The 25,631-nt window shown below is 59.0% G+C and carries 32 protein-coding genes and 2 pseudogenes; 17 read left to right on the top strand and 17 right to left on the bottom strand.

What is annotated here, in order from left to right; all coding sequences use genetic code 11:
* Positions 1-6 precede the first annotated feature (6 nt).
* Positions 7-330 carry an antibiotic biosynthesis monooxygenase family protein gene (locus BLR72_RS10395; protein WP_091947988.1) on the top strand — a complete coding sequence of 108 codons (324 nt, stop codon included), beginning with the start codon at positions 7-9 and terminating at the stop codon, positions 328-330.
* Here the strand turns inward: BLR72_RS10395 and BLR72_RS10390 are convergent.
* Entirely contained in the window at positions 324-1,304 is a 981-nt protein-coding gene (locus BLR72_RS10390; RefSeq protein ID WP_091947985.1) for an SDR family oxidoreductase, read from the bottom strand. The two genes, BLR72_RS10395 and BLR72_RS10390, sit on opposite strands and share 7 nt — an antisense overlap.
* 189 nt (positions 1,305-1,493) lie before the next feature.
* Between BLR72_RS10390 and BLR72_RS10385 the strand changes: the two genes are divergently transcribed.
* The 3 genes and pseudogenes from BLR72_RS10385 to ftsZ all read left to right on the top strand — a co-directional run.
* Positions 1,494-2,774: a PQQ-dependent sugar dehydrogenase gene (locus BLR72_RS10385; protein WP_244506681.1), complete on the top strand. Its 1,281-nt coding sequence runs from the start codon at positions 1,494-1,496 to the stop codon at positions 2,772-2,774.
* Positions 2,775-2,859: 85 nt separating this feature from the next.
* Entirely contained in the window at positions 2,860-3,273 is a 414-nt protein-coding gene (locus BLR72_RS10380) for a DoxX family protein (protein ID WP_091947980.1), read from the top strand.
* 166 nt (positions 3,274-3,439) lie between these two features.
* A pseudogene (gene ftsZ, locus BLR72_RS10375) lies at positions 3,440-4,423 on the top strand (cell division protein FtsZ); the annotation flags it as partial.
* Positions 4,424-4,580: 157 nt separating this feature from the next.
* On the opposite strand, the gene BLR72_RS10370 reads toward ftsZ, so the two are convergent.
* Both BLR72_RS10370 and BLR72_RS10365 read right to left on the bottom strand, forming a co-directional pair.
* Entirely contained in the window at positions 4,581-5,375 is a 795-nt protein-coding gene (locus BLR72_RS10370; RefSeq protein WP_091947978.1) for a COG4705 family protein, read from the bottom strand.
* 23 nt (positions 5,376-5,398) lie between these two features.
* Complete coding sequence (locus tag BLR72_RS10365; protein ID WP_091947975.1) at positions 5,399-5,662, bottom strand: hypothetical protein; 264 nt, start codon at positions 5,660-5,662, stop codon at positions 5,399-5,401.
* Between the two features lie 286 nt (positions 5,663-5,948).
* Here BLR72_RS10365 and BLR72_RS10360 point away from each other — a divergent pair, with 286 nt between their 5' ends.
* The 5 genes from BLR72_RS10360 to BLR72_RS10340 all read left to right on the top strand — a co-directional run bounded on the left by BLR72_RS10360 (position 5,949) and on the right by BLR72_RS10340 (position 10,067).
* Positions 5,949-6,626, top strand: coding sequence for a winged helix-turn-helix domain-containing protein (locus tag BLR72_RS10360; protein ID WP_091947972.1), 678 nt, complete (start codon positions 5,949-5,951; stop codon positions 6,624-6,626).
* Positions 6,613-8,037: a sensor histidine kinase gene (locus tag BLR72_RS10355; RefSeq protein WP_091947969.1), complete on the top strand. Its 1,425-nt coding sequence runs from the start codon at positions 6,613-6,615 to the stop codon at positions 8,035-8,037. Before BLR72_RS10360 ends, BLR72_RS10355 begins: the two co-directional genes overlap by 14 nt.
* A 35-nt stretch (positions 8,038-8,072) precedes the next feature.
* Complete coding sequence (locus tag BLR72_RS10350) at positions 8,073-8,621, top strand: phosphatase domain-containing protein (protein ID WP_175492325.1); 549 nt, start codon at positions 8,073-8,075, stop codon at positions 8,619-8,621.
* Positions 8,622-8,735: 114 nt separating this feature from the next.
* A complete protein-coding gene (locus tag BLR72_RS10345; protein WP_091947963.1) occupies positions 8,736-9,626 on the top strand; it encodes a fatty acid desaturase family protein in 891 nt (296 codons plus the stop codon).
* 135 nt (positions 9,627-9,761) lie between these two features.
* Positions 9,762-10,067, top strand: coding sequence for a hypothetical protein (locus BLR72_RS10340; protein ID WP_027231201.1), 306 nt, complete (start codon positions 9,762-9,764; stop codon positions 10,065-10,067).
* A gap of 77 nt (positions 10,068-10,144) precedes the next feature.
* Here the strand turns inward: BLR72_RS10340 and BLR72_RS10335 are convergent, their stop codons facing one another.
* Entirely contained in the window at positions 10,145-10,618 is a 474-nt protein-coding gene (locus BLR72_RS10335) for a DUF992 domain-containing protein (RefSeq protein ID WP_081815810.1), read from the bottom strand.
* A gap of 186 nt (positions 10,619-10,804) precedes the next feature.
* Here BLR72_RS10335 and BLR72_RS10330 point away from each other — a divergent pair, with 186 nt between their 5' ends.
* Positions 10,805-11,305, top strand: coding sequence for an ion channel (locus BLR72_RS10330; RefSeq protein ID WP_091948646.1), 501 nt, complete (start codon positions 10,805-10,807; stop codon positions 11,303-11,305).
* A gap of 8 nt (positions 11,306-11,313) precedes the next feature.
* Here the strand turns inward: BLR72_RS10330 and BLR72_RS10325 are convergent, their stop codons facing one another.
* Positions 11,314-11,739, bottom strand: coding sequence for a DUF2721 domain-containing protein (locus tag BLR72_RS10325; protein ID WP_091947960.1), 426 nt, complete (start codon positions 11,737-11,739; stop codon positions 11,314-11,316).
* A gap of 181 nt (positions 11,740-11,920) precedes the next feature.
* Here BLR72_RS10325 and BLR72_RS10320 point away from each other — a divergent pair, with 181 nt between their 5' ends.
* The gene (locus tag BLR72_RS10320; protein WP_091947957.1) at positions 11,921-12,568 is read left to right on the top strand and encodes a hypothetical protein; all 648 of its coding nucleotides are present in this window, start codon (positions 11,921-11,923) and stop codon (positions 12,566-12,568) included.
* 90 nt (positions 12,569-12,658) lie between these two features.
* On the top strand, positions 12,659-13,348 hold the full coding sequence (locus BLR72_RS10315; RefSeq protein WP_139202513.1) for a YoaK family protein: 690 nt from the start codon (positions 12,659-12,661) through the stop codon (positions 13,346-13,348).
* Here the strand turns inward: BLR72_RS10315 and BLR72_RS10310 are convergent.
* Entirely contained in the window at positions 13,338-14,243 is a 906-nt protein-coding gene (locus BLR72_RS10310) for a LysR family transcriptional regulator (RefSeq protein WP_091947954.1), read from the bottom strand. The two genes, BLR72_RS10315 and BLR72_RS10310, sit on opposite strands and share 11 nt — an antisense overlap.
* Positions 14,244-14,342: 99 nt before the next feature.
* On the opposite strand from BLR72_RS10310, the gene BLR72_RS10305 reads away from it, so the two are divergent.
* Positions 14,343-15,179: an oxidoreductase gene (locus BLR72_RS10305; protein WP_091947952.1), complete on the top strand. Its 837-nt coding sequence runs from the start codon at positions 14,343-14,345 to the stop codon at positions 15,177-15,179.
* Between the two features lie 77 nt (positions 15,180-15,256).
* Here BLR72_RS10305 and BLR72_RS10300 read toward each other — a convergent pair whose 3' ends face one another.
* From BLR72_RS10300 to BLR72_RS10290, 3 genes are all read right to left on the bottom strand, one after another.
* Entirely contained in the window at positions 15,257-15,520 is a 264-nt protein-coding gene (locus BLR72_RS10300; RefSeq protein ID WP_027231195.1) for a DUF2312 domain-containing protein, read from the bottom strand.
* Positions 15,521-15,658: 138 nt separating this feature from the next.
* Entirely contained in the window at positions 15,659-15,964 is a 306-nt protein-coding gene (locus BLR72_RS10295) for a DUF1244 domain-containing protein (RefSeq protein WP_027231194.1), read from the bottom strand.
* A gap of 19 nt (positions 15,965-15,983) precedes the next feature.
* Positions 15,984-16,796, bottom strand: coding sequence for an N-formylglutamate amidohydrolase (locus BLR72_RS10290; RefSeq protein WP_091921052.1), 813 nt, complete (start codon positions 16,794-16,796; stop codon positions 15,984-15,986).
* A 485-nt stretch (positions 16,797-17,281) separates the two neighbouring features.
* On the opposite strand from BLR72_RS10290, the pseudogene BLR72_RS10285 reads away from it, so the two are divergent.
* A pseudogene (locus BLR72_RS10285) lies at positions 17,282-17,674 on the top strand (DUF1036 domain-containing protein); the annotation flags it as partial.
* The gene (gene pyk, locus BLR72_RS10280) at positions 17,671-19,107 is read left to right on the top strand and encodes a pyruvate kinase (protein ID WP_027231191.1); all 1,437 of its coding nucleotides are present in this window, start codon (positions 17,671-17,673) and stop codon (positions 19,105-19,107) included. The pseudogene BLR72_RS10285 and the gene pyk, both read left to right, overlap by 4 nt.
* Positions 19,108-19,208: 101 nt before the next feature.
* Here the strand turns inward: pyk and BLR72_RS10275 are convergent, their stop codons facing one another.
* The 5 genes from BLR72_RS10275 to BLR72_RS10255 all read right to left on the bottom strand — a co-directional run bounded on the left by BLR72_RS10275 (position 19,209) and on the right by BLR72_RS10255 (position 22,052).
* Complete coding sequence (locus BLR72_RS10275; protein WP_091947949.1) at positions 19,209-19,817, bottom strand: tetratricopeptide repeat protein; 609 nt, start codon at positions 19,815-19,817, stop codon at positions 19,209-19,211.
* 62 nt (positions 19,818-19,879) lie between these two features.
* Entirely contained in the window at positions 19,880-20,005 is a 126-nt protein-coding gene (gene ykgO, locus BLR72_RS10270; protein WP_027231189.1) for a type B 50S ribosomal protein L36, read from the bottom strand.
* A gap of 165 nt (positions 20,006-20,170) precedes the next feature.
* On the bottom strand, positions 20,171-21,250 hold the full coding sequence (locus tag BLR72_RS10265; protein ID WP_091947946.1) for a 5-(carboxyamino)imidazole ribonucleotide synthase: 1,080 nt from the start codon (positions 21,248-21,250) through the stop codon (positions 20,171-20,173).
* The gene (gene purE, locus BLR72_RS10260) at positions 21,247-21,744 is read right to left on the bottom strand and encodes a 5-(carboxyamino)imidazole ribonucleotide mutase (RefSeq protein ID WP_091947943.1); all 498 of its coding nucleotides are present in this window, start codon (positions 21,742-21,744) and stop codon (positions 21,247-21,249) included. The genes BLR72_RS10265 and purE overlap by 4 nt, the downstream gene beginning before the upstream one ends.
* Positions 21,745-21,848: 104 nt before the next feature.
* Complete coding sequence (locus BLR72_RS10255; protein ID WP_027231186.1) at positions 21,849-22,052, bottom strand: YdcH family protein; 204 nt, start codon at positions 22,050-22,052, stop codon at positions 21,849-21,851.
* A gap of 226 nt (positions 22,053-22,278) precedes the next feature.
* On the opposite strand from BLR72_RS10255, the gene BLR72_RS10250 reads away from it, so the two are divergent.
* Positions 22,279-22,458, top strand: coding sequence for a YdcH family protein (locus BLR72_RS10250; protein WP_027231185.1), 180 nt, complete (start codon positions 22,279-22,281; stop codon positions 22,456-22,458).
* Positions 22,459-22,577: 119 nt separating this feature from the next.
* Here BLR72_RS10250 and BLR72_RS10245 read toward each other — a convergent pair whose 3' ends face one another.
* The 3 genes from BLR72_RS10245 to BLR72_RS10235 all read right to left on the bottom strand — a co-directional run bounded on the left by BLR72_RS10245 (position 22,578) and on the right by BLR72_RS10235 (position 24,472).
* Positions 22,578-22,841: an ArsR/SmtB family transcription factor gene (locus BLR72_RS10245; protein WP_027231184.1), complete on the bottom strand. Its 264-nt coding sequence runs from the start codon at positions 22,839-22,841 to the stop codon at positions 22,578-22,580.
* Positions 22,842-22,918: 77 nt separating this feature from the next.
* Positions 22,919-24,175 carry an MFS transporter gene (locus BLR72_RS10240; RefSeq protein ID WP_091947940.1) on the bottom strand — a complete coding sequence of 419 codons (1,257 nt, stop codon included), beginning with the start codon at positions 24,173-24,175 and terminating at the stop codon, positions 22,919-22,921.
* Between the two features lie 111 nt (positions 24,176-24,286).
* Positions 24,287-24,472 carry a DUF1192 domain-containing protein gene (locus BLR72_RS10235; RefSeq protein WP_027231182.1) on the bottom strand — a complete coding sequence of 62 codons (186 nt, stop codon included), beginning with the start codon at positions 24,470-24,472 and terminating at the stop codon, positions 24,287-24,289.
* A 95-nt stretch (positions 24,473-24,567) separates the two neighbouring features.
* Here BLR72_RS10235 and BLR72_RS10230 point away from each other — a divergent pair, with 95 nt between their 5' ends.
* Positions 24,568-25,572: an NAD(P)H-quinone oxidoreductase gene (locus BLR72_RS10230; RefSeq protein WP_091947937.1), complete on the top strand. Its 1,005-nt coding sequence runs from the start codon at positions 24,568-24,570 to the stop codon at positions 25,570-25,572.
* Positions 25,573-25,631 lie beyond the last annotated feature (59 nt).

Below are 25,631 nucleotides of genomic sequence, written 5' to 3'. Positions count from 1 at the left end.
TCAATCATGGAAAAGGCGAAGATTGCTCGTATCTGGCGTGGCCGCACGCTGCCGCATATTGCCGATGAGTACGAGGCCTATAACTTCGAGGAGGGGATCAAACCGCTCATCGAAAAGGCGCTGTGGGTGCAGACCTTGCGCGAGGATCGCGAGCAGGAAACCGAATTCATGACGATTTCCTATTGGGAAAGCATTGAAGCGATGTCACGGTTCACCGGCAGCGATCCCAATAGCATTCACCATCTTCCACGCGACAAGGATTATCTGATTGAGCTTCCCGATGCGGTTCAGATTCTCGAAATCCGCACCAGCAATGGCCGATCTCAATAGCCGCCTATGATCGGCAGGATCTCGCCGGTGATATAGCTTGAACAGTGCGGCGAGGCGAGAAAGACATAGGCGGGGGCAATTTCCTCGGGTTGGGCCGGCCGCATCATCGGCGTGTCGCTTCCGAATTTCGAAACGTCGGCCGCTTCCTTGTCGGCAGGATTAAGCGGCGTCCAGACCGGGCCCGGCGCCACCGCGTTCACCCTGATGCCCTTGGACAGCAAATTACCCGAAAGGGCCCGCGTAAACGCGTGAATACCGCCCTTGGTCATCGAATAGTCAAGAAGGTTCTTGCTGCCTCTGATCCCGGTCACCGAGCCGGTATTCACGATCGCCGAACCCGGCTTCATCTTTCGGGCCGCAGCTTGTGCCAGGAAGAAATAGCCGTAGAGGTTGGTGCGGATCGTCTCGTCGAAGTGCTCCTCCGTGAGTTCGTCGAACGCGTCGGTGTGGAGTTGAAACGCTGCATTGTTGACCAGAACGTCGAGCGCACCGAATGCTTTCACGGTTTGCTCGACCGCATCCTTGCAGAATTTCCGGTCTCGCACGTCGCCGGCCATCACCAGGCATTTCCCGCCTTCCTTCTCGACTAGCGCCTTGGTCTTTTCGGCGTCGGTGGGCTCATCGACGTGAATGATGGCGACATCTGCGCCCTCGCGCGCAAACAACACCGCAACGGCCCGCCCTATACCTGAATCGCCGCCGCTGATCAGGGCTGCCTTTCCTTCGAGCTTGCGTGAACCGAGATAATAGGGCGCGTCGTACATCGGCTCCGGTTTCAACATGGACTCCGTTCCCGGTTTTGACAGATGCTGTTTTGGAAACGGCGGGACCGGATAGGCGCGCGCTCCCGTATGCGGTATCTTTTTTTCTTGCCCCGAGCCGGATTTTTCGGCCTTCGTATCGGCCCGCTTCTGGATCGTCCGCTGCCGTTCCGCCGTTTGCTTGCCCTTATTGGATCGAGCAGTCTGGGCCATTGCTTTTACCTCCGCGCCTTCGGGTGAAGTTGTGAGTAAATGCCACGAATTGGTGATCGGTTCCCTCACCGAACCGAAACGCTTGTTCCGCGTTACTGTGCTAGGTTCGCTCGCGCGGCAGCACTCTTCTGGCAGGGAAAGAACATGAAGCAATCACGGCAGCTACTCTCTGGAATTTTTATGGCGGCGATGGTCGCGAGCGCTGGAGCGCTTGCCCAGACGAGCGCAAATTACGCCGTGGGCTATGGGCCTGATCCCGTATTACCGGAACCCGATACGGCACTCGTTCCGACGATCAATGTTGCAAAGACCGATCCCTGGCCGCAAGGGACGGCGCCCCAGGCCGCTTCGGGGTTGAAGGTCGGCGCTTTTGCCAGCGGCCTTGACCATCCACGCTGGCTTCACGTTCTTCCGAATGGCGACGTGCTCGTTGCCGAGACCAACGCGCCTCCGGCCCATGATGAAGGGTTCAGCATCAAGAAGTGGATCATGGGCTTTTTCATGAAGCGCGCGGGAGCGGGCGTCGAAACGCCGAACCGTATCATCCTGTTGCGCGATACCAACCACGACGGTGTGGCCGATACCAGGGAGACTTTCCTCGAAGGCTTGAATTCGCCCTTCGGCATGACGCTTTCAGGCGGCAAGCTCTACGTTGCCAACACCGATGCGATCGTCGCTTTTCCTTACAAGGACGGTGAAACCGCGATCAAGGCCGAACCGGAAAAGATCGTCGATCTGCCAGGCGGGCCGATCAACCATCATTGGACCAAGGATGTTATTGCGAGCCCCGACGGCAAGAAACTTTATGCCACCGTCGGCTCGAACAGCAATGTCGGCGAGAACGGCATCCCGGCAGAGCAAAATCGGGCGGCGGTGTTCGAAATCGATCTCGCCAGCAGGCAGAGCCGGCTCTTTGCGTCCGGACTGCGCAATCCCAACGGCCTTTCCTGGAATCCCGATGACGGCAGGCTGTGGGTCGTCGTCAATGAACGCGACGAGCTCGGCAATGATCTCGTGCCGGACTACATGACCTCGGTCAAGGATGGCGCGTTCTACGGCTGGCCCTACAGTTATTTCGGCCAGCATGTCGATACCCGCGTAAAGCCGCAAAATCCTGATCTTGTGAGCAAGGCGATCAAGCCAGATTATGCGCTTGGCGCCCATACGGCATCTCTGGGACTGACTTTCTACACCGCATCGTTGCTCGGACCCAAGTATAGGAACGGTGCCTTCATTGGACAGCACGGCTCGTGGAACCGCAAGCCGCGCAGCGGCTACAAGGTGATCTTCGTGCCGTTCAAGGACGGAAAGCCTCAGGGACCGCCGAAGGACGTGCTGACCGGCTTCATCAATGCAGAGGATAAGGCGATGGGGAGGCCCGTGGGCGTTGCGGTCGACAGGGCCGGAGCACTGCTCGTGGCAGATGATGTCGGCAATACGATCTGGCGAATTACTCCAGCCGCGAAATAGCCGCACAAAATTTTTGCTGTGCTGTCGGAGGCTTGCGTCGGCGAACGTCCTTGGCGGGAACACCAACCTGCGAGGCGATAACTACATGCAAACGATTGTTGAAGCCGCTCCCCTATCGAACACGGCCGTTTGGGCCGGCCGCGTCATGAGCGGTCTGATCATCCTCTTCATGCTCTTCGACAGTGGCATCAAGCTCATTCCGCTGGATGTCGTCATCCAGACCTGCGCCGAACTCGGGCTTCCGACAGGTGTTGGCTTTGCCCGGGGCCTCGGCATCCTCGGCCTGGTTTGCACGATCCTCTACGCTGTTCCGCAAACCTCCGTTCTTGGCGCGATCCTGCTCACCGGCTACATGGGCGGCGCAATTGCGACGCAGGTTCGGGTCGGTAACCCGCTGTTCAGCCACCTGCTCTTCGGGGTCTATCTCGGCCTCATTCTTTGGGGCGGGCTTTACCTGCGTGATCCGCGCCTGCGCGCAATCCTGCCGTTTTCGCGCTGAAGCGCTCCGCGCGACCCCGATAAGACGTGCATCGGGGTTGCGCCGAATCGCCGTGTCTGATTCTTTGCACATGTTCCGGAGCATGATTTTTTGATTCGCCGCCCTGCCGGAATTCAAAGCCGCAATTGAATGTGCGGCGGGCAGATCAGCACACGAAGGAACCAGGATGTCCATCAACCTCAGAAAGCCGGAAATTTCCGAGATGAAACCCAACATCACCGTGTTCGGTGTCGGTGGAGGTGGTGGTAACGCGGTCAACAACATGATCCGCGAAAAGCTCGAGGGAACAGACTTCATCGTCGCCAATACCGACGCGCAAGCCCTGACAATGTCCAAGGCCGAGCGCCTGATCCAGCTCGGTGCGCATGTCACGCAAGGACTGGGCGCCGGCTCCGCCCCGGAGATCGGCCGCGCCGCCGCCGAGGAATGCATCGACGAAATCATGGACTACCTTTCCGGCACCCATATGTGCTTCGTGACCGCTGGCATGGGCGGCGGTACGGGAACCGGTGCGGCGCCCGTCATCGCCAGGGCAGCCCGTGCTGCCGGCATCCTGACGGTTGCAGTGGTCACCAAGCCCTTCACCTTCGAGGGCACACGGCGCATGCGGATGGCCGAAGAGGGGATGAAGGAGCTTCGCGCCAGCGCCGACACGGTCATCGTCATCCCCAACCAGAACCTTTTCCGCGTGGCGAACGCCTCGACCACATTTGCTGACGCTTTCGCCATGGCCGACCGCGTACTCTATTCGGGCGTCGCCTGCATCACTGACCTGATGGTGCGCGAGGGCCTCATCAATCTTGATTTCGCCGATGTGCGTTCCGTGATGCGCGATATGGGCCGCGCCATGATGGGCACGGGCGAAGCAACGGGCGAGGAACGGGCCAAGACCGCCGCGGAAGCTGCCATCGCCAATCCGCTGCTCGACGTCGCCTCGATGAAGGGTGCGAAAGGCGTCCTCGTGTCGATCTCGGGCGGACGCGACATGACCCTCTTCGAAGTCGATGTCGCCGCCTCGCGCATCCGCGAGGAAGTCGATGACGAAGCCAACATCATTCTCGGCGCAACGTTTGACGACGCACTCGAAGGCGTATTCCGCGTGTCGGTCGTCGCGACCGGCATCGACCAGGACGATGCCGCGGCGGTCGAGACCGCAGCGGCGGCGATGCATGAGGCAAGTCCCTCGGTCATGCCGTTCCTGCGTCGCCAAGGCTGACGGAACCAACCCGATCCCAAGTCATGAGCCGCTCATGTCGTATGCGAATGCGACATGAGCGGCTCATATTTATGCTGACTTTCGGCGTACCCTACGTTCGACGCTCCGCTTCGTCGAGGCCGTCGTCGCGCTGGTAAACCACACTCATATAGATAACGATCGCGACTATGCAGCTAAGGAACAGGATGCTCGTCACAATGGTGCCGAAGCCCAAGCCGCCATATTCGACGGGCTGGGACAGAAAATCGCCCAATGACGCACCGAGCGGCCGGGTAAAGATATAGGCAAGCCAGAAGGACAGGATGGCGTCCAGGTTGAGAAAATAGTAGCTGACGGCGACCAGAGCGATGATCGCCCCGAATATGACGCCGGTCGTCACAAAGCCGAGTTCGAATTTCTCTGCGACCAGATCGCCTGCGGCGGTTCCGAGGGCGAAGGTAAACAGGATGGCAAGCCAGTAGAATGTCTCACGCCGCGTCGTAAAGATAGAATGGATGGAAAGCGTGCGTTCGGTCCCGTACCAGATCGCAAAAGTTGCGATCAGCGCCACAGTGAAGACGATGGTGGTCACTTCCAGCGGGACCTTGGAGTTGTCGACGAGGTTATCCGTGATCAACGTTCCGACGATGCTGATGAGCACGACCGCGCTCCAGTACGCCCACGGAACATATCGCTTCTGCATGAACTGGAGGATAAGGGCGACAACGAGAACAGCGGTCATGATCAACGATGTCGCCATCAATCCGAGACCGAGGTTGACGGCGAGGTAATCGGCAGCCGTCTCGCCCATTGTGACGGCCATGAGCTTGATCAGCCAGAAATCGATTGTGACCTCAGGAACCCGGTTGAAATTCTGCTTCCCCTTGGTGCCGGTGAGATTTGTCATAGCAATCACTCCTCACGCCATTTCTAGTTGCCGAGGACCTTAAGGGCCTGCGTGAAGAATTCATTGGCCCGCTTGTCGTCGTCAGCGTTGCAGCGCTCGACGCCCTTGGCTTCAAGGGCCTGCACCTTTGCCTTGTCGGCATCGCTGAGTTTTGCAGTCGTCATTTTAGCGCGAAGGTCCTTGAGCATGTCTTCGCAAGGGACCGGCGCCTGGGCATGGCCCGGCGATACGGCAAGTCCGGCAACGAAGAATGCGGCGATGAGCGAGAGTGGAGGGCGTTTGTTCATGGCTGGTCCTTTCGGGTGAGAACATGAAGGAGGCATTGGATCCCCCCTCGCCTTCACTCCTAGCCAGCTGGCAATACGCGCGCTTTGCCCCCAACATACAAATTCGTAAGAAAATCAGATCGAAAGACGGACCGCAGCTTTTCGCTTTTTTACAAAAGCGTAAGGGCGCGGCAAGGCCCGCGTGAACTTTCCAGCTTAATGGTGTTCGCGGCGCCATCGGAAATGCGGACAATGACATCCATTGCCGATGATCTATACTTGCGTTGGTGCGAAACGGAAAACCAGCATGCGCATTTTGATCATCGAAGATGACAGGCAAACATTCGAATTCATCGTCAGGGGCTTTACCGAATCCGGGCATGTTGCCGAAGTGATCTCGGATGGGCGAACGGCGCTCGCACACGCGACGGGAGCAGGCTACGACGTCCTTGTCATCGACAGAATGATCCCCGGGCTCGATGGCCTCTCGCTGGTAAAGGCACTGCGCGCCGCCGGCGTGAAGACGCCTGTGATTTTTCTCACCTCCGTTGGCGGCCTTGACGATCGCGTGGAAGGGCTCGAAGCAGGCGGCGACGACTATCTCGTCAAGCCCTTTGCCTTTTCCGAACTTGCCGCGCGTGTCAATGCACTCGCTCGCCGGCCACCGTTTCAAGCCGAGCGGAATGTCATCGCCGTGGATGATCTCGAACTTGACCTCCTGCGACGGGTGGTCAAGCGCGCGGGCAAGGTGATCGACCTCCAGCCACGGGAATACCGGCTCCTCGAAGTGCTTGCGCGCAATGAAGGCCGCATCCTGACCCGGACCATGCTGCTCGAACGCGTCTGGGATTTCCATTTCGATCCGAAGACCAGCGTCGTCGAGACGCATATCAGCCGGCTGCGCACCAAGATCGACAAGCCTTTTTCCTATCCCCTGCTTCACACGATCCGCAACACCGGCTACAGCCTACATGCGCCGCGTTAACCTTCTGAAGAGCACCCCATTCCGGCTCGCCATCATCGTGGCGGCGCTGTTCATCAGTTCTTTTCTGGTGGCGGGGTTCGTGACCTATCAGTTGCTCAAGAGCGAACTCGCCGCCCGGCTGGACGCCACGATCCAGGACACCTATTCCGTTCTCGCAGATGCCTATGGCGACCATGACGTCACGGATCTCGTCGAGGCTGTCGCCAGTCATGCCAACTCTACGTCCGGCTATGATGCTGTCTATCTGCTGCGATCCAGGGAGGGGCAGCGCCTGTCGGGAAACATTGCCCAGGCGGACGTTCCCTCCGGCTGGGCAACAGTCGACGGCACGGTATTAGGCCTTGCACCCGGTATGGACTACCGGGTCTATTCCAGCGCTGTTGACGAACAACCCCTGGTCGTTGGACGCAGTTTTGAAGAAAGCCGCGAGTATCAGGAGATCGTGCGCAGCAGTTTTGGCTGGGCAACGATAGCCGTTCTGGCTCTCGCCGTTGCGGGCGGCGCGTTGTTGGCCTACCGCGTGCAGCGGCGGCTTGAGTCCATCGCCACGACGATGCGCGATATAGGTTCCGGCAAACTCGAAGCCAGAATACCCCTCGTCGGGAATGGCGACGATGTCGATGTGGTATCGGCTCAAGTGAACGATGCGCTCGGCCGCCTTGCCGCCCTTGTCGAAGGAATGCGGCAGGTGAGTTCCGACATTGCGCATGACCTCAAGACCCCACTGCATCGTTTGTCGCTCACCATAGACCAGGCAATCGACAAGACCGCGTCAGGCGGCGATGGCAATGCGGAGCTCGTTCAGGCCAAGGAAGAAAGCAACCAGATCAACGCAACGTTTGACGCGCTTTTGCGCATCGCCCAGATTGAGGCGGGCGCGCGGCGCGCGCGCTTTCGGCCTCTCGATCTCCAGCATTGTGTTGAAACGATTGCCGAAATCTACTCCGAGGTTGCGGCCGATAACGGCCAGGAACTCGCCTTGCGCGGCAAAAGCCATCAGCCGGTGCTGGTTGACGGCGACGAGGAACTGCTGGTCCAACTCCTGGCCAACACCGTCGAAAACGCCATCCGGCATTGTCCGCGAGGCACGGCAATTGAAATCGGCGTTGGTCAAACCGGCAGCGGCGTGAAGGTTGAAATCGCGGATAACGGACCGGGAATACCGGAGAGCGAAAGGGAGCGGGTGTTTCAGCGACTTTATCGTCTCGACAAAAGCCGGACGACGCCCGGAACAGGTCTGGGGCTTAGCCTTGTAAAGGCCATTGCCGATCTCCATCACGCCAGAATCGAACTGCTCGATAATCGCCCCGGCTTGCGCATTGCAATCCAGTTTCCTCTCCTCACGTCCGTTACGGACCCGGCTCTTCAGTCGGCCCGTTCCGCGATCGACCCGAAGGGCTTTCAATCATGACTTCCGTCCTGCTACGCAACACAGCGAAACATCTCATGACGACCATCGCCGCGGTCATCATCGTCGCAGTCGCCGCCGCGGGCTACTACGGCGTCGCGCGCCTCGACGGTAATTTCCACACGACCATTCCCGGCGAACTCTACCGTTCAGCGCAACTCAACCCGGCACAGCTTGTGTCATATCACGCAACTTACGGCATCAAGACCATCGTCAATTTGCGCGGCGAGCATGATGGCCAGGGCTGGTACGACAAGGAGGTGGCCGAATCGGCCCGGCTCGGGATCAACCACCTGAATTTCCCGATGTCATCGCGCAAGCAGCTGTCTCAGGAGGAAGCCGAGGCGCTCCTGTCAATGTTGAAGAAGGCGCAAAAGCCGATCCTCATTCATTGTGAAGGCGGTGCTGACCGCAGCGGTCTCGCCGCCGCACTCTACGTTGCTGCAATTGCGCACGGGACTGAAGCACAGGCGGAGGCGCAGATGTCGATCGAATATGGACACATTTCGCTATCCGTCAATCCGGCGTTCGCCATGGACCGCACGTTCGAGGCGCTCGAACCTTGGCTAGGCTTCCCGAATTCGTAGCAATGAGCCGCTCATATTGTATGCGAATGCGACATGACAATGCCGAAATACGGGCGTTAAACTACCTAGTACGTGCGTAACATCAATGTGTTGATGCCAATGGACAGGGTTGTCATGGACCACCGCACCATCATTGCCTCGCTGACCCAGGAGCAGCGCGATCGCCTGACCGCCAAGTCGGATACAGCAGGCCTCGTGCAGCTGGGCGTGCATTGGGGCGCGATTGGCCTGTTGGGCTTGTTGATTGCCGCTCGCGTTCCCTTGTGGCCTTTGCTCATGCTCCCGCAAGGGATCCTCATCGTTTTCCTGTTCACGCTCCTGCACGAGGCCGTGCATCGCACGCCCTTCAAGACGCAGCGTCTGAACGATGTCGTCGCGCGCATATGCGGTTTCATGATCGTGCTTCCGGCCGACTGGTTCCGCTATTTTCACTTCGCCCATCACCGCTTTACGCAAGATCCCGATAACGATCCCGAGCTTGCAACGCCAAAGCCAGAAACGTTGCGCGAATACATCGTCCACCTTTCTGGACTCCCTGTCTGGTTGAGCCATGTAAAGACTCTTTTGCGAAACGCCTCGGGTCGCTGCGATGATCCCTATGTCCCGCCCAAGGGACAAGACAAGGTGAAACACGAGGCACAGATCATGATCCTTGCCTATGCCGGCCTCGCGGGCTTCTCGCTTTGGTTCCAATCATCGGCGCTGCTCTTCGCCTGGATTATCCCGGCAATCATAGGGCAACCATTCCTGCGGCTTTATCTCCTCGCCGAACATGGGCGCTGCGCCTTCGTCGCCAATATGCTCGAGAACAGCCGGACCACGACGACGACATGGTTCGTGCGCAAGCTCGCCTGGAACATGCCCTACCACGCCGAGCATCATTCCTATCCGGGAGTTCCCTTCCACCGGCTGCCTGAGTTCCATGCGCTGATCGAGGAACACCTGAAGGAGACAGAGACTGGGTATACGCGGTTCCACGCCAGATACATCGAAGGACTTCGTTAGAGATCCGAATCCATCCGGTCCGAGCAAGCCCAGTTTTTCCAGAGAAGCGGGGATTGGCGATCCCATGTTACGCGCGGCTGGATTCCGCGCTAGTATGGTAGGGCCATCATCCGTTGCGCCAGGAAAGGAATGAAGATGAACACGGCCAATCTTCAACTGGAAGGACTTTGCCTAGCCATCGCAGCGGTCAACCGGGCCCTCGTTGCCAAGGGGCTGTTGACCGCAGTCGAAATCGACACAGCCCTACGGAGGGCCGAAGCCGTCGCCGTTGGCGACGACAGGGCAGTCGAGCACCTATCCCCAGCTAATCGCGACGCCGTGTGTTTCCCCATCCGCCTTTTGCAGTTGGCAAACAATTCAGGCGCCGATACGCCATGGTCGTTCTCACATCTCGCAAGAATGGTTGGCGAGACCAAGCGGCCCTATAACGACCAGCTCTGAACGGCCAGATGGCGCAGTTGCGTCGATACCCTCAGGATCAACGACGCAACTGACCGCTTGCTTCCAGTACAGTTATCTTACTGCGCCGGCGTCAGCGTTACGGTCGTTACCCCTCCGGCAAAGTTGATGCCCTCCTGCCCTTCAACTGATATCGGTTGCAGGGAAAAGGCCCGGCCGGTTCCGCCGGCGAGAATATTGGCGCCAGCACCGGGGCCGACGGAGGCGTTCGCGCCGACGCCGCTGTATGTGCCTGCAAGCGCTCCCGCTGGAAGACCGCTGGTGGCTGCGACGACACCCCAAATGAGGTGCCCTGCCGCGACTTCACCAAGCGCCACGCCAAATTCGTCAATGGACCCGGTGTAATTGTCGGCACTGCCGCCCTTGTCCTGTTTGAAAGTACAGGTCAGCTTCTGCTTTTCGACGACGAACATCCCTATGCCCTTGGATACGTCGCAGGACAGTGTTCCGATCTGGGTAGACTCCGCATTTGCGCCGAATGGAATAAGCGCAACGATACAGCCAAAGCATGCCTTTTTGAGGAAAGTCATCATTGTATCTCCTTCGCAACTATTGAAAGTCCCCTGGGCGACCGCCAAAAGATCTTCGCAACAGCCATTGGTGGGAAGTACGTAACTGTTACAGCAGTGGATATTCTGGCACCCGTGCTAGTTTGTCCTGCATTGCGATAGTTTCTTCCGGATGCAGGCCCTCTGGTTACGCGAGACATGGGTGACACGATGAATGACCTTTCCACGCCTGAGCCGGTTCTCGAGATTGCTGTCGGCACAGTTATTCTGATTATTGTCATCTTTGTCCACGGCGCCGGAATTCGGGCAATCAACTTGCGATTCAACCGGGCCTGGGTTCATGTAGACAGTGGCACGTCGCACTGGCGCATCAACCTTCTACTCGCCGCGACGATTGCCTCGCTCTCGGCGCTGCATTTCACCGAGACCCTTATTTGGGCCGCTCCGATTTATGCGAGAGGTTTTATCCCCTCCATGCGTGACAGCTACTATTTCGTCCTTGAGAGCTATACGACACTCGGCCAAGGCAATATCACCCTGCCGGAACGCTGGCGCCTGCTCGGCCCGATCATTGCCATTTCCGGCTTGTTCACATTCGGTTGGACGAGCAGCGTTCTCGTCAGCATCATGACTGAATTCGGCAAGCTCGATCGGGCACGGATCAAGGGACCGAAGGAACGGGCTTCCGATCAGGCAGACCCTGATGCCTGACCTGACAGTCAGAGGTGGTGATCGTGTTCGCTCAGCGAGATACGCACATCCTGCAGGAAACGAACGAGGCAACCGACCAGCAAGCATAGCGATATGACGAAAAGCGCGCCTGCGCCCGGTTCGTGGCGATAGCCGAGGAATGCCACCACGAACCCGACCAGCAAGAGGATGGCAATGCCGATTGCGCCGATGACGGCCAATTGCAGGGCCTGATTCAACAGGACTTCGCGCCGCTTCAGCCGCGCTATGTCCGCCTTGAGCCACTTGCGGCTCGTATCATCGTCGGCGATCTGATTGAGACTTCTGATGCGGTCGGTCACGCCCGTCATACGGTTGATCAGGATGGATACCAGCGCCGCGATGGCTGCCAGCAGGAATACAGGAGCAACGGCATGAGAGATCATGGCTGAAAGTTGGTCGACGTCTACGGGCATTTCTCGGGCTGCCTTTGTTGCAGAGCGGATCTTGTCGCGCCGAAGATGCCACTGAACGACACGTTCGGCAAACTGCTTCGCGGGTTGGATTGAACCCTACGAAGGGCGCGCCCTTGTGGCGTCCGGCTATCAAGACTACGCTGCAGGGACGATTGCTGAGCCGATGGGGGGCGGGCGTGCAATGTCAACAAACGTTCGTGACGAACCACGATGGATTCCCGCGCTGGCCATTCTGGCCGTGTTTGGCCTGCTCGCAGTTCTTCCCCATCATGTGCACGTGATGCCGGTTTGGATTTCCTACGTCGTCGTCCTCGTGGTGCTAGTCCCGATGGCGGCCGTCACGCTGACCGGCAGCACGTTTTGGGTAAAAGCGGAACGGATTGCAATCATGCTGCTTGCAGCGGTCTACGCGGCCAACACGGCGGCGGAACTTGCCGATATGATTGGGATCATAACGATTCATCCACCAGAGACACGAGCGGTCTCGCTGCTCTCGTCGTCCCTCGCGATCTGGGTAACGAATGTTTTGACCTTTTCCCTGTTGTACTGGCAAATCGATCGCGGCGGGCCAAGCGCGCGGATCAGCAATGCAAGCACCAAGCCCGACTGGTTGTTTCCGCAGGCGACGGCGCCTGAACTCGCACCGCCTGACTGGAGGCCATTGTTCCTCGATTACCTGTTTCTTGGGTTCAATACGGCGACCGCCTTCAGCCCCACCGATGTCCTGCCGCTTACGCGCCGCGCCAAGTCGCTCATGATGGTGGAGAGCACAATTTCACTTTTGACGCTCGTCATTGTCGCCGCCCGAGCGATTAATGTTCTGCCCTAGATCGGCAATGACCGGGCAACGGGGCCTTGATTGGTGCTGAGACTCAAGATTGACTTGGCCAACAATTACAAATCTCCAACGGGTGGGGCAATGCTGATCAAAGAGGGCGACCATCGCACATCTCGAATTGACCTCACCCTCGCAGCTATATTGTCGTTTGTGGCTGGAGCGGTGAACAGCGCGGGCTATTTTGCCTTCGGCTATTTCTCCGCGAACATGACAGGCAACGTTTCCCTGATCTCCGACCATATATCGCTCGGACAAGTTGTCATCGCGACAGCCTTCGCCTCCATCGTTGTGCTCTTCATCCTTGGGGCGTTTGCCGCTTCCCTGTTCATCCAGCTCGGCAAACACAATAACTGGCAGAAGGTTTATGCGCTTACACTCCTGGCAGAAGCTTGCCTGCTCCTCATTGTCGGCGCCCTCGATATTCACGGGTCCGGTCCCACAAGGGGAACATTGATCGTTGGAATGCTCAGCTTTACCATGGGCATTCAGAACGCTGCTTCAACCCGCATTTCCACGGGGCGGGTCCGAACAACGCATGTTTCAGGTGTAGCAACGGATATTGGCGTTGGGCTTGCGACGCTGTGGCGATCTCACAGCCCTGATGCCCGCAATACGACCATTCAACGACTGAAACTGCACTCGGCAACAATCGCATCATTCCTGCTCGGTGGAATTGTCGGCGTAGCCTCATACAGGGCCGTGGAAGGCGCCGTTTTCTGGGCGGCGTCGGTTCCCCTCTTTCTGCTAAGTGCAAAATATCTCAAGCGCTGAGCGCGGTACCCGACGCCTTGACGAAGTCAACGAACGCGCGAAGCGCAGCGGGCATCTGCCTCCGGCTCGGGTAGTAAAGATAAAGGCCGCCATAGTAGGGACACCAGTCCTCGAGCACCCGGACGAGCCTCCCCGCTTCGATATGCGCGATCGCCTGGCTCTCGAAGGCATAGGCGACGCCTACGCCGAGAAGCGCAGCCTCGATCATTATGTCCTGATCATCGACGATGAGCGGTCCATCGACCTCGACGCTTAACTCCACGCCGCCACGCTCGAATTCCCACGCATAAAGGCGGCCGCTGCCGAAGCGCAATCCAACGCAGGGAAGACGTTGCAAATGCTCTGGCGTCGTCGGCTTGGCATGGGCATCGAAGAACGCTGGGGACGCCACGATGGCCGTGCGCTGGCGCGGACCGATCGGCACCGCAATCATGTCTTGCGCAATCACCTCGCCGAAACGAATCCCGGCATCGAACCCCTCCGACACCATGTCCACCAGATCGTTGGCGACGGCGATTTCGACGCTGATCTTCGGGTGAGCCTCCAGGAAACGGGCGACAACGGGGAGAAGCACCATCTTTGCCGAGACATGCGCCGTATTGAAGCGCAGCCGTCCGATCGGTGCGCCGCGCAGCTCATTGAGGTCATCCAGTGCATCGTCGATATCGCGAAACGCCGGCGCTACCCGTCCAAGCAGACGTTCTCCGGCTTCGGTCAAGGCGACGCTGCGTGTCGTACGGTTGAAGAGCCGGAGGTCCAATCTCTCCTCCAGCGCCTTCAGGGCGTGGCTTAAGGCTGACGTCGTGCATCCGATCTCGTCAGCGGCGCGACGGAAACTGCGATGCCGCGCAAGAACCAGAAATGGCGCAAGGTCGGAGGATGATACTCTTCGCATTGTTGAATTTTACTCATCAACGCAAAGAGAATCCAGTGGATTATCTCAACAGCCGCTTCGCGCTAGATATCTCCTACAGCTTAGCAACAGGAGGTTCAAATGCATACATGGTTCGTTACCGGGGCATCGCGTGGTTTTGGTGCTCTCATCGTTGAAAAGGCCCTTGCCAAGGGTGACCAAGTCGTTGCTTCGGCACGCAATCCCAAGGCGATCACCGACCGCTTCGGCGAGCGATCCAACCTTCTCGCTATTGCTCTCGACGTCACTGACGAGACACAGGCGCATCAGGCGGTCAAGGAGGCAATCGCCCGCTTCGGGCGCATCGATGTGCTCGTCAACAATGCGGGCTACGGCCTGCTTGGCGCGGTGGAAGAGGCAAGCAGCGCAGAGGTTGAGGCGCTTTATCGCACCAACGTCTTCGGACTGTTGGCCGTGACCCGCGCGGTGCTTCCGCATATGCGCCGCCAGAGATCAGGACGCATCCTCAACTTCTCTTCGGTCGGAGGCTATCGCAGCGGCGCGGGCTTCGGCGTCTATTGTTCAACGAAATTCGCCGTGGAAGGCCTTACCGAGGCTCTTGCCGAAGAACTGAGCCCGCTCGGCATCCACGTTACGGCGATCGAACCGGGATATTTCCGTACCGACTTTCTCGATTCTACCTCGCTGAGTGTCAGCCCGATCGAGATTGACGACTACGCGCTGACCGCTGGAGCTGTCCGCAGCAAGGCCAGGGACATCAGTCACAACCAGCCCGGCAATCCCGACAAGCTCGCGGAGGTGGTGGTTGCATTCGTCGATGCAGAAAATCCGCCGGTTCGCCTGCCGCTCGGCAGCGACACCTTGGCTGCGATCTCGGCCAAGCACACATCCGATGCGGAGCTCGTCGCCAACTGGCGCGAAGTATCCGTCTCGACCGATTTCGAGTTGCCGGCATAAAAACGGCGCTGAGCAGCAAGCAGTAACAATCCGCAGGATGGGGTCGATAACCTCCTGCGGATTATCCTGTTCCTGCGTTATTCCATGCCGAGCGCGTTCATGTAGAGTTCGAGGATAGCCTCTTCTTCCTTGCGCTCATTGGCATCCTTCTTGCGAAGCCGCACGATCGTGCGGATGATCTTGGTGTCGTAGCCGCGGCCCTTGGCCTCGGCCATCACTTCCTTGATGTCGTCCTGAAGGGTCGTCTTTTCTTCTTCGAGCCGTTCGATGCGCTCGATGAACTGCCGCAGTTCCGCTGCTGCTACGCCTTCGACACCACCCTGCGCTGCCAGATCATCCATGCTCATACTCCGCTCCTAAATCCTGTGCGACTCGGTTGGCCGCGCGAAGGGTTCCGATGCCCGACCAGCCCATCACGAGTCAAGTTAAGAGTAGGCTTGGATGCATTTGAATTGGAGGAGGGCCCGCCGGGGCTTGGCTCAATGCGATGGTTTGTTCGCCTCGAAGGCAGCCTTTTGTGCCTCGCTCGCTTCACGCTGGTTCCTGGCCTGCCACTGCGCATAGGGCTCGCCATAAATGATCTCGCGCGATTCTTCTTTCGACATCGAAACGCCGTCGCCCTCGGCGGCATCCCTGTACCAATTCGACAGGCAGTTGCGGCAGAAGCCGGCAAGGTTCATCAAGTCGATATTCTGCACGTCACTGCGTTCGCGCAGGTGCTCGACCAACTTGCGGAAGGCGGCGGCTTCGAAAGCCGTCTGTTGCTCGTTCGTAAGCTTGGTCATGATCCGATCTCCGCTCGATTCAGTTCGATGTCTCATCAGGCGATCCGGCAATGGGCCCGGTTCGCGAACCGAAATGCCTGACCACATGCATATCGGGGTCGGCATTGATGGCGTCAAGGATCGGCGCAAGCCGGTTGGCCCATTGTTCGACCCCTGCTTCCTCGGCGATGAGATCCTGTCGCACTTCGATCAATGCGTGAGCGAGGCCCGTCACGATGCAATGTTGGAACATCGTGTCATTGCGGAGCGCTCCGTCATAGGGCTCATTGTCGCCTACGACGAGTTGCGGATCGGCTCTGAGACCTTCGATCAGCGGGCGGACCGCGCGCCAGTCCTTGTCCCAGAGAATGCCGGCATGCCAGGGACGCGGCGTCGCCTTCCAGAAGGCCGTGAACGAATGGATGGAAATAACGAGCGGCGCCTTGCCGCTCGCCTTGGCCACCGCTTCGATCGCTTGTGAAACCGCCGTGTGATAAGGCCGGTAATAGCCCTCGATCCGCCTCGCGCGCTCCTCCGGCGGCATGGGATTGTTGCCCGGAATGATCGCGCCATCGGACAAGCGCATGATCAGCGTGGGGTCGTCCTCGCCGCGATTGGGATCGATCAAAAGCCGCGAGAAGCCGCCAAGGACCGCGGGTACCCCGAGCATCGCCGCGAGCCGCCGCGTCAAATGCTCGACGCCGATATCATAGGCGATGTGACGCTCGAATTCTGACGGCGGCAGGCCAAGCGAACCATACGCCTGAGGCAAATCGCGGCGCGCGTGATCGGCAAGCAAGAGAAGGCCCCTGGCCCTATCGCCATCAACCAGATGAAGAGGTGAAAACGGCATTCGCGGTGCTCGCTGCTTGGGGATGACAACTTCCTGTTTTCCACGGGCTGGAACGCTTTGCAACGAATATGCGCACTTTCGAACGATCCGCCCGTATTAACAGACTGATTCAATCTGATGCGCTGGTCGACCTGATATGCTGATCGACCAAGAGAACGTGTGGCCGTCCATGTCGCCGCCAGTTTGACCGCCCCCGCCAGCGTTAAGCTCTTTCAAGCGAAACCGCGCTTGTTTCGCCGCCTTTGCCCTGCTCTTTCACGGCAATGATCATTCTTTTGTCGCACTCGTCGCTGAACTTGCCATTCAAACGATTAGCGCGTTGACAATGCCCATGAAACTGCCGAAAAGAGGTTCGAAGACGGACGGAGGCAATATTGCGTGAGGGCATTGAATTCCACCCCGATCAGCATCGGCGGACACGCCTGGGCAGCTTTCTAGCGGCTTTTTTATTCATATTTCTAGCAGCCAGTTTTGCGGCTCCGGAGAAGGCGCACGCTGATTTTCGCGTGTGCAACACCACACAAAATCTTGTCGGCGTCGCGCTCGGCTATCGCGCCAAGACGGGCTGGATCACCGAAGGCTGGTGGCATGTCAACGCCTCGTCCTGCACGACCCTCGTCGTCGGACCACTGACATCGCGCTACTATTATCTCTATGCGGAAGACGCCCAGAGCGGCGGCCGCTGGGACGGCAAGATCAACATGTGTGTCGCGGAAAACCAGTTTAAGATCACCGGCATCAATGACTGTTTTGCCCGCGGATTTCAGCGCGCGGGATTTCAGGAGTATGATACCGGCGAGCAGACGAGCTGGATGGTCCAGCTTACCGAAGAGAATCCTCCCTCCTCTCCAATCGTAACGGATACCCCTCCTCAATGAGACGTCGCCGCAAGGTCAAGATTCTAGCCACCCTCGGACCCGCTTCTTCCGAAGAAGCCATGATCCGCAAATTGTTCGAAGCGGGTGCTGACGTATTCCGCATCAACATGAGCCATGCCAGCCACGATCTGATGCGTGAGCTCGTGCGCCGCATCCGCCGCGTCGAGAAAGACCTCGGCCGCCCGATCGGCATTCTCGCCGACCTCCAGGGCCCGAAGCTGCGTGTCGGCAAGTTCGCGGACGGCAAGGTCGATCTTACGCCGGGCCAGACCTTCACGCTCGATAGCAACGATACGCCCGGCGACAACACCCGCGTGTTCTTGCCGCATCCCGAGATTCTCGAGGCCGTCGAGCCCGGCCATCGCCTGCTCATCGACGATGGCAAGCTGGCGCTAGTCGCCGAGGCATCGGACGGCAAGTCGATCCGCTGCCGCGTCGTTTCGGGCACCAAGATTTCCGACAAGAAAGGCGTCAGCCTGCCCGATACGACGCTCGGTGTCGGTGCGCTGACCGAGAAGGACCGGCGCGATCTCGATGCGGTCCTCCAGGAAGAAATCGACTGGGTCGCCCTCTCCTTTATCCAGCGGCCCGAGGATCTTGCAGAAGTGCGCAAGATCTCGCGTGGCCGCGTTGCTCTCCTCTCCAAGATCGAAAAGCCGCAGGCCGTGGCGCGGCTCGATGAAATCATCGAGCTTTCCGACGCGCTGATGGTCGCCCGCGGCGATCTCGGCGTCGAGATGCCCCTCGAATCGGTTCCCGGTATCCAGAAGCAGATCATTCGTGCCTGCCGGCGTGCGGGCAAGCCTGTCGTCGTCGCGACCCAGATGCTGGAATCGATGATCACGGCCCCGGTCCCGACCCGCGCTGAAGTGTCCGACGTCGCTACCGCCGTTTTCGAGGGCGCGGATGCGGTGATGCTTTCGGCCGAATCTGCCGCCGGCGATTATCCGATCGAAGCGGTCTCGACGATGGCGCGCGTCGCCGAAGAGGTAGAGCGCGACCCGAACTATCCGGGTATCATCCATGCCCAGCGCCCGGAGCCCAATGCAACCGGCGCCGATGCAATCTCGCTCGCCGCCCGCCAGATCGCCGAGACGCTGAACCTTTCTGCCATCGTCACCTACACGGCGTCCGGCACGACCGGCCTGCGCGCTGCGCGTGAGCGCCCGCTGCTGCCGATCATCGCGCTTTCGCCCGTGGTGGAGACGGCCCGCAAGCTGTCGCTGGTCTGGGGCCTGCACTGCGTCGTGACGGAGGATGCGTCCGATCTCGACGACATGGTCGATCGCGCCTGCCACATTGCCTATCAGGAAGAGTTCGGCAATCCGGGCGACCGGGTGATCATTTCGGCAGGTGTGCCACTGCGCACGCCGGGCTCGACCAATATGCTGCGCATCGCCTATATCGGTTCGGACGGCCTGACCGGCATCTAAATCAGGCATATTGAACTTGAATTGATGTGGTTCGGCCTGCGGGTTCGAACCACATTGCATTTGTGCCATGCCGGCATCCGCCAGCCCAAATCGCCTGGATATCAAGTGCGCTGGCCGGTGAGTTCGTCGGCAAGTTCCCCGGCCTGTTTCTGCGCTTCGCGCATCATCGGATAGACCGTGAGGACACGTTCGAAAGCCTGGAGGGCGGCTTCCTTGCGCCCCGTATCCTTGAGGATAGCGGCCATGCCTGCCATGGCACCGAAATGCCGCGGCTCAAGCGCCAGTGTTTTCTGTATGTCGGCCATGGAACGGCCATAGTCATTCATGAGGAAGTGCAGCGTTGCGCGCCGGTTCCAGCCCTCGGCAAAATCGGGCTTCATCGTCACGACCTGGTCGAGAAAATCGAGGGCGACCGAGTATTTCTTGTCTTCCATCGCCTTGGCGGCCCAGCCCATCATGAGGTCGACGGTGGCGCTGCCGGAGTTTTGCCATTGAATCTGGATCAGCGCGGCAATGCGCGCAGCCTTCACCTCATTGCTCTCGCGCTTCAAGGAAGCAAAGAGTTCATCCAGCCGCAAAGCGCGCTTTTGCGCCTGGGTCATATCGGGAAGGGCGGCCTGTTGTCCGATGGGCGCCTGGTCCTCGGCGAAAGCCAGGGCCGGCGATATTGCCAGTGAAGTTGCAACTGAAAACGCAAAGACGCTCCGCATGAGACGGATCGTAATCCGTATCAGCGAAACGTCAAATGCAAATAAGCGTGAGTCGCGGACGATCAGCCCTGGCGCGCTTTGAAACGCGGAGCAGTCTTGTTGATGATGTAGATGCGGCCCTTGCGACGGACCAGCTGATTGTCACGATGACGGGCCTTGAGAGCCTTGAGCGAGTTCTTGATCTTCATTTCAGCACCGGTATCTTTACGCCCGAAACCGGGCACCAATAAAAAGCGCGCCTGAGCAGCGCGCCGGAAACACGTGGCCGGGAAATAGCCAATGATTACCCCGAATGTCAACTCCCCGCTGGCGATTCATCGCATGATTCCGCGCTCAATCGCTTATTTGTCCAGCTAAAGTCTTTTGCTGATGCGCGTGACATGGCCCATCTTGCGGCCGGGGCGCGCTTCCGCCTTGCCGTAAACGTGCACGACTGCACCGGGCTCCTTGAGGAGTTCCGGCACTTTGTCGATATCGTCACCGATCAGATTTTCCATCACGCAGTCGGAATGCCGCCTTGTATCGCCGAGCGGCAAGCCGGCGATGGCGCGGATATGCTGTTCAAATTGCGAGACGGCACAGGCAGCCTCCGTCCAATGGCCGGAATTGTGCACGCGCGGGGCAAATTCATTGGCGAGCAGGGTGCCGTTGGCAAGAACGAAGAACTCGACGCCGACGACGCCGACGTAATTCAGGCCTTCCAGCAGCTTGCGCGCGGCATCGGCAGCGAGCCCGGCCATGGTGGATGAGACCGATACAGGGACGGTCGAAGTCGCGAGAATGCCGTCTTTATGTACGTTCTCGGCGATGTCGTAGACCTTGATGTTGCCTTCCTGATCGCGCGCGGCGATTACCGAGATTTCACGCGTGAAATCGACCATCGCCTCGAGGATGGCGGGCACCGCGCCGATTGCCGCGTAGCCGGCCTTCGCACTCTCGCCCTTGGCTCCGGTGAACTTGACTTGGCCCTTGCCGTCGTAGCCGAAGCGCCGTGTCTTCAATATGCCCTTGCCATCGAACGCCAGCAACGCGGCTTCGAGATCGCCTTCGCCTTCGACGATGCGCCATTGCGCCGTCGGGATGCCGACCTTGGCAAGAAAGCGCTTTTCCGCCACGCGGTCCTGCGAAACCTTGAGCGCCTCGGGCGGGGGAAACACACTTTTTGTCTCGTTCAGCGTTTCCGCTGCATCCACCGGCACATTCTCAAATTCGTAGGTAATGACATCGCTGACCTCGGCGAGTTGTTCGAGCGCATTCGGCTCGTCATAGGCCGCGAGGATGTGCTGGTTGGCGACCTGACCTGCAGGACAATCGCCCTGGGGTTCCAGGATCACCGTCCGGTAGCCAAGCCGCGCCGCCGCCATCGCCAGCATGCGCCCAAGCTGCCCGCCGCCGATAATGCCTATTGTCGAACCTGGTGATATCATGCTCATGCCTCGTCAGAAGGCCGCAGAGCAACCTTGTCGCTTTGCGCCTGCCGGAATTCATCCAACCGTACCGCAAGTGCTGTATCGTTCAACGCCAGGACCGCCGCGGCCAGCAATGCTGCATTGACGGCGCCAGCCCGCCCGATCGCCAATGTCCCGACCGGGATACCTGCAGGCATCTGCACGATTGACAGCAGCGAGTCCTGCCCCGACAGAGCCTTCGATTCGACCGGAACGCCGAACACGGGCAAAGCAGTCATCGAGGCTGCCATCCCGGGAAGATGTGCAGCGCCGCCGGCGCCCGCAATAATGACCTTGAAACCATCCTCGCGCGCGCCTTTGGCAAAGGCGACGAGACGGTCCGGTGTCCTGTGTGCCGAGACGATCCGGTCGTCATGGGAAATGCCGAGCGCATTGAGCGTTTCGGCGGCGTGACGCATGGTGGCCCAGTCGGACTGGCTTCCCATGATGATTGCGACGTCAGCGCGTTTATCTGGCATTGAGCATCCTCTGAAATACGAGGCGGTGTGGGAGTAGGCCGGATTAAAGGAAAAGGTTGTCCCCCGCAAGTTAACTCGCGGACAGGTGCCTGCCGTTCTTGCAATCAGGCAATTATATCGGGGGTAATCTTGTCTTCGAGCTCGATGAGCTTGTCTTTGATGATGAGCTTCTTCTTCTTCATGCGCTGGATGCGAAGCTGGTCGCAGCCCACCTGGATCATTGCTTGTATGGCGGCATCGAAGTCCATGTGTTCTTGTTTCAATCTTGCGACTGCCAATCGAATGTCAGCCTGATCCTGATCGGACATGCAGTGATTCCCGATATTTCGCTGTAATAGAAGCTAGTGACTGGTTGCAGGCAATTCTGTCCTCGCCAGCACGTCGCCATATCACATTTTACACCACAAGAAAATCCTACGAAACAAATTCGACAATTGCTTAAAGTGGTGGCAGACTGTCACGGCTCTGTCACATACTTGCCGCGCGGCAAGTGGAGCACGTACGAGTTGGGCAACAAACCAAGGGAGAAGCCGGATGGCCATTGAGTCTCATCTTGAAACGCTTGAACGTAAGCATGGAGCGCTTGAAAAGCAGATTGCTGATGCGTTGTTAAGTCCCGCCTCCGACGACCTGATGATAAGCGATTTGAAGCGTCGCAAGCTTATGCTGAAAGAACAGATCGAAAGGCTGAAATTAGCCGTCACCCACCACTAGGAAGGTCCCACGAAATTCCATCCGGCAGCTACCCAGCGCCGCGATGGCAGCGATAAAAGAGCCCGGTCTCCGCTTCACGCAGGGACCGGGTTTTTCTTTGCCCGCCCATGAGAGTCGTCTCATCCGCTCCAGAATTGGTCGAGCCATAAATTCAAGTGAAAGAAACCGCTGTCATCGACGGCGTAGATGCGGCGCGTGCCCTCCGATTTCACCTTGACGAGGCGCGCATCGAGTAGCGCTTTCAGGTGCTGGGAAACCGCTGGCCGCGAGATCGGCAGCCCGAGCGCAAGCTCGTTCACGGTTTTTGGCCCGCGGCGAAGTTCCTCAAGGAGGTAACGGCGGTTGGGATCTGAAATGGCTGTAAAGGCATCCGTCTCGACCATGTAGAATAGTCGGTTTAAACGAAGCGCATTGTCAACGGATTTCGTTGTCGAGCGAACCTCCAGAGGCCCGCAAACGCCTATTCCGCCGGGTTTTCGGCGCGCGGGTCAAGCCGCACGCTTTCCGGCGTTACCCGCTCGGCACCGGCAGTTTTGAAATTGTCCCTGAGCTCTATCGGCACGGGCGCGCGCATGCGCGAGCGGATAATCGCATGGGTCATGATCAGAACATGCGCGAGCGCTGTGACGCCGAAGAGCGCCGATGGCGAAATGCTCTCCATGGCAAGGGCGCCGAGGATGGGACCGAGCATCGTGCCAAAGCCGTAGAGCAGCAGCAGGCCGCTCGTGACTTTGACGAAATTTGCCGAGTCGGCAAAGTCGTTGGCATGGGCTACAGCGACAGGATAGAGCGCATAGGCAAGCCCCCCATAGATCGCCGTCATGATCAGGATAACGTAGGCATTGTGCGGCGATATGAGGAAGATCAGAAGACCGATCACAGCAGCTGCGCCGCCAACGATCGCAAGGACGTAGCGCCGGTCGGTGCGGTCGGACATGCGGCCGACGGGGATCTGCATCAGGGCGCCGCCCATGACCGAAGCGCTCATCATCAAGGCGATCTCGGTTGTCGAAATGCCCGTGGAGGCGCCATAGACCGCACCGAGCGTACCGAACGCGCCGTTGGCCACACCGATGAGGATACAGCCCAGAAAAGCCACGGGCGAATTGCGGTAGAGTGCCCTGAGGTCGAGCTGGACTTCCGTCAGCGGTTTTGGACTGCTGGCGGTCGAAATGGCGGTCGGTATCAGTGCGAGGCAGAAGAGGATGCCGGTCAGCATGAAGAACGTCCCCGAGCGCACGTCGCCAAAGCCGATCATCATCTGGCCAACAGTGATGGACGCGAAGTTGACTACCATGTAGAGGCCGAAAATCTGGCCGCGATTGGAGTTCGTCGCCCGCTCGTTCAGCCAGCTTTCGATAACCATGTAGGAGCCCGCCATGGCAAAGCCGGTCAGGGCGCGCAGGGCGATCCACGCTATCGGTTCGACAAGGATCCCGGTGAACAGCGCAACAATTGCCGCGATCGCGGCAAAGGCGCTGAAGGCCCGCACATGGCCCACCCGCCGCACCAGGCGGGGCGCAAGCAGGCAGGATGTGATGAAGCCCCCTGCCCAGGCCGTCCCGAGGAGGCCGAGCGAGGTCGTCGAGAAGCCTTCAGCACCGCCGCGCAGTGGCAGGAGCAAGCCGTGCAGGCCGGACGCCATGACAAGAAACGATGTACCGCAAAGAAGCGCGAAGACCTGGATGAACGAACGAAACACGGCAAGACCTTGCATGAGAATGAGGGAGGAACCGACTCGCTAACTCCGCCGGCACCGGGTTCGTTTCATGGAGCAATAGGGTAACTTCATGGCATCCCTGTTTTGTTACCCGGAGACTATCAAAACTTAGCGGAAGAGCGCTTCGGCCGCGACCTTGCTGTTGCCCTTGCGGGAACGTTCTTCTTCAAGGCGTGTGATTTCAGTCCGCAGCAGGGCTATCCGCTCGTCAAGTTCGGAAACCGACAGCAGCGACAGATCCTGCCCTATGTCGTGAACGACCTTGCGTCTTGGCTCTTCGTCGAAAACTGACATCATTTCCTCCAAGATAAGCTCTAATATACGAAGATACAGCCCAACCACTTGGAATTGCAAATCATTCTGGCGAATCGATCGAAGGGAACAGCTCCATGGCCGAAAAAATTCCGACAACCATGACGGCAATCGAGATCACCCAGCCAGGGGGGCCGTTGGTGCTGAAGGCAGGAAAACGCGGCGTCCCCGAGCCAGGTCCGGGCGAGTTGTTGATCGAGGTCAAGGCCGCAGGCGTGAACCGTCCGGACGTGTTGCAAAGGCAGGGTCACTACCCGCCTCCGGCCGGCGCTTCCGATATTCCGGGACTTGAAATTGCCGGCGATATCGTCGCTGTGGGCGCAAATGTTACCCGCTTTCGAATAGGGGAACGGGTGACCGCGCTCGTTGCCGGCGGCGGTTACGCCGAGTTTTGCAGCGTGCACGAAACCAACGCGCTGCCGATCCCGGCCGGCTACGGCTATATCGAGGCGGCCGCCATTCCGGAGACGTACTTCACGGTCTGGCACAATGTGTTCCAACGCGGCGCGCTGAAGGAAGGCGAAACCTTCCTCGTGCATGGCGGCTCCTCCGGCATCGGCACGACAGCCATTCAGCTCGCACACGCGTTCGGCGCCTCGGTCATGACCTCTGTCGGCTCGCAGGAGAAGCGCGAGGCCTGCCTCAAGCTCGGCGCCAGCCATGCCATCAATTATCGCGAGGAAGATTTCGTCAAGGCGGTCAAGGATGCGACCGAGGGCAAGGGTGCAAATCTCATCCTCGATATGGTCGGCGGTGATTACATCGAGCGCAACTACGAAGCCGCCGCGCTTGATGGGCGGATTGTGCAGATTGCCTTTCTGCATGGAGCCAAGGCGACGAGCGACATTTCCAAACTGATGGTGAAACGCCTCACGCATACAGGGTCAACCCTGCGCAACAGGCCCGTGGAGTTCAAGGCGGGTATCGCAAGGGCGCTTGAGACCAAGGTCTGGCCGCTGCTGGTCGAGCGCCGCGTTGCGCCGGTGATCGACATGGTCTATCCGCTGCACGAGGCTTGGCGGGCGCATGAGCGCATGGAAGACGGCCATCACATCGGCAAGATCGTGCTCGACGTCGGTTAAACGACGAACTCTTATTGTTTACATAGAAACGCGATAGGGCCGCAGGTGTAAGGCTGCGG

This window comes from Phyllobacterium sp. YR620, from assembly GCF_900104165.1.
GTDB lineage: Bacteria > Pseudomonadota > Alphaproteobacteria > Rhizobiales > Rhizobiaceae > Phyllobacterium > Phyllobacterium pellucidum.
The sequence above is the reverse complement of the archived record's forward strand: the minus strand, read 5'-3'. Positions and strand labels throughout refer to the sequence as shown.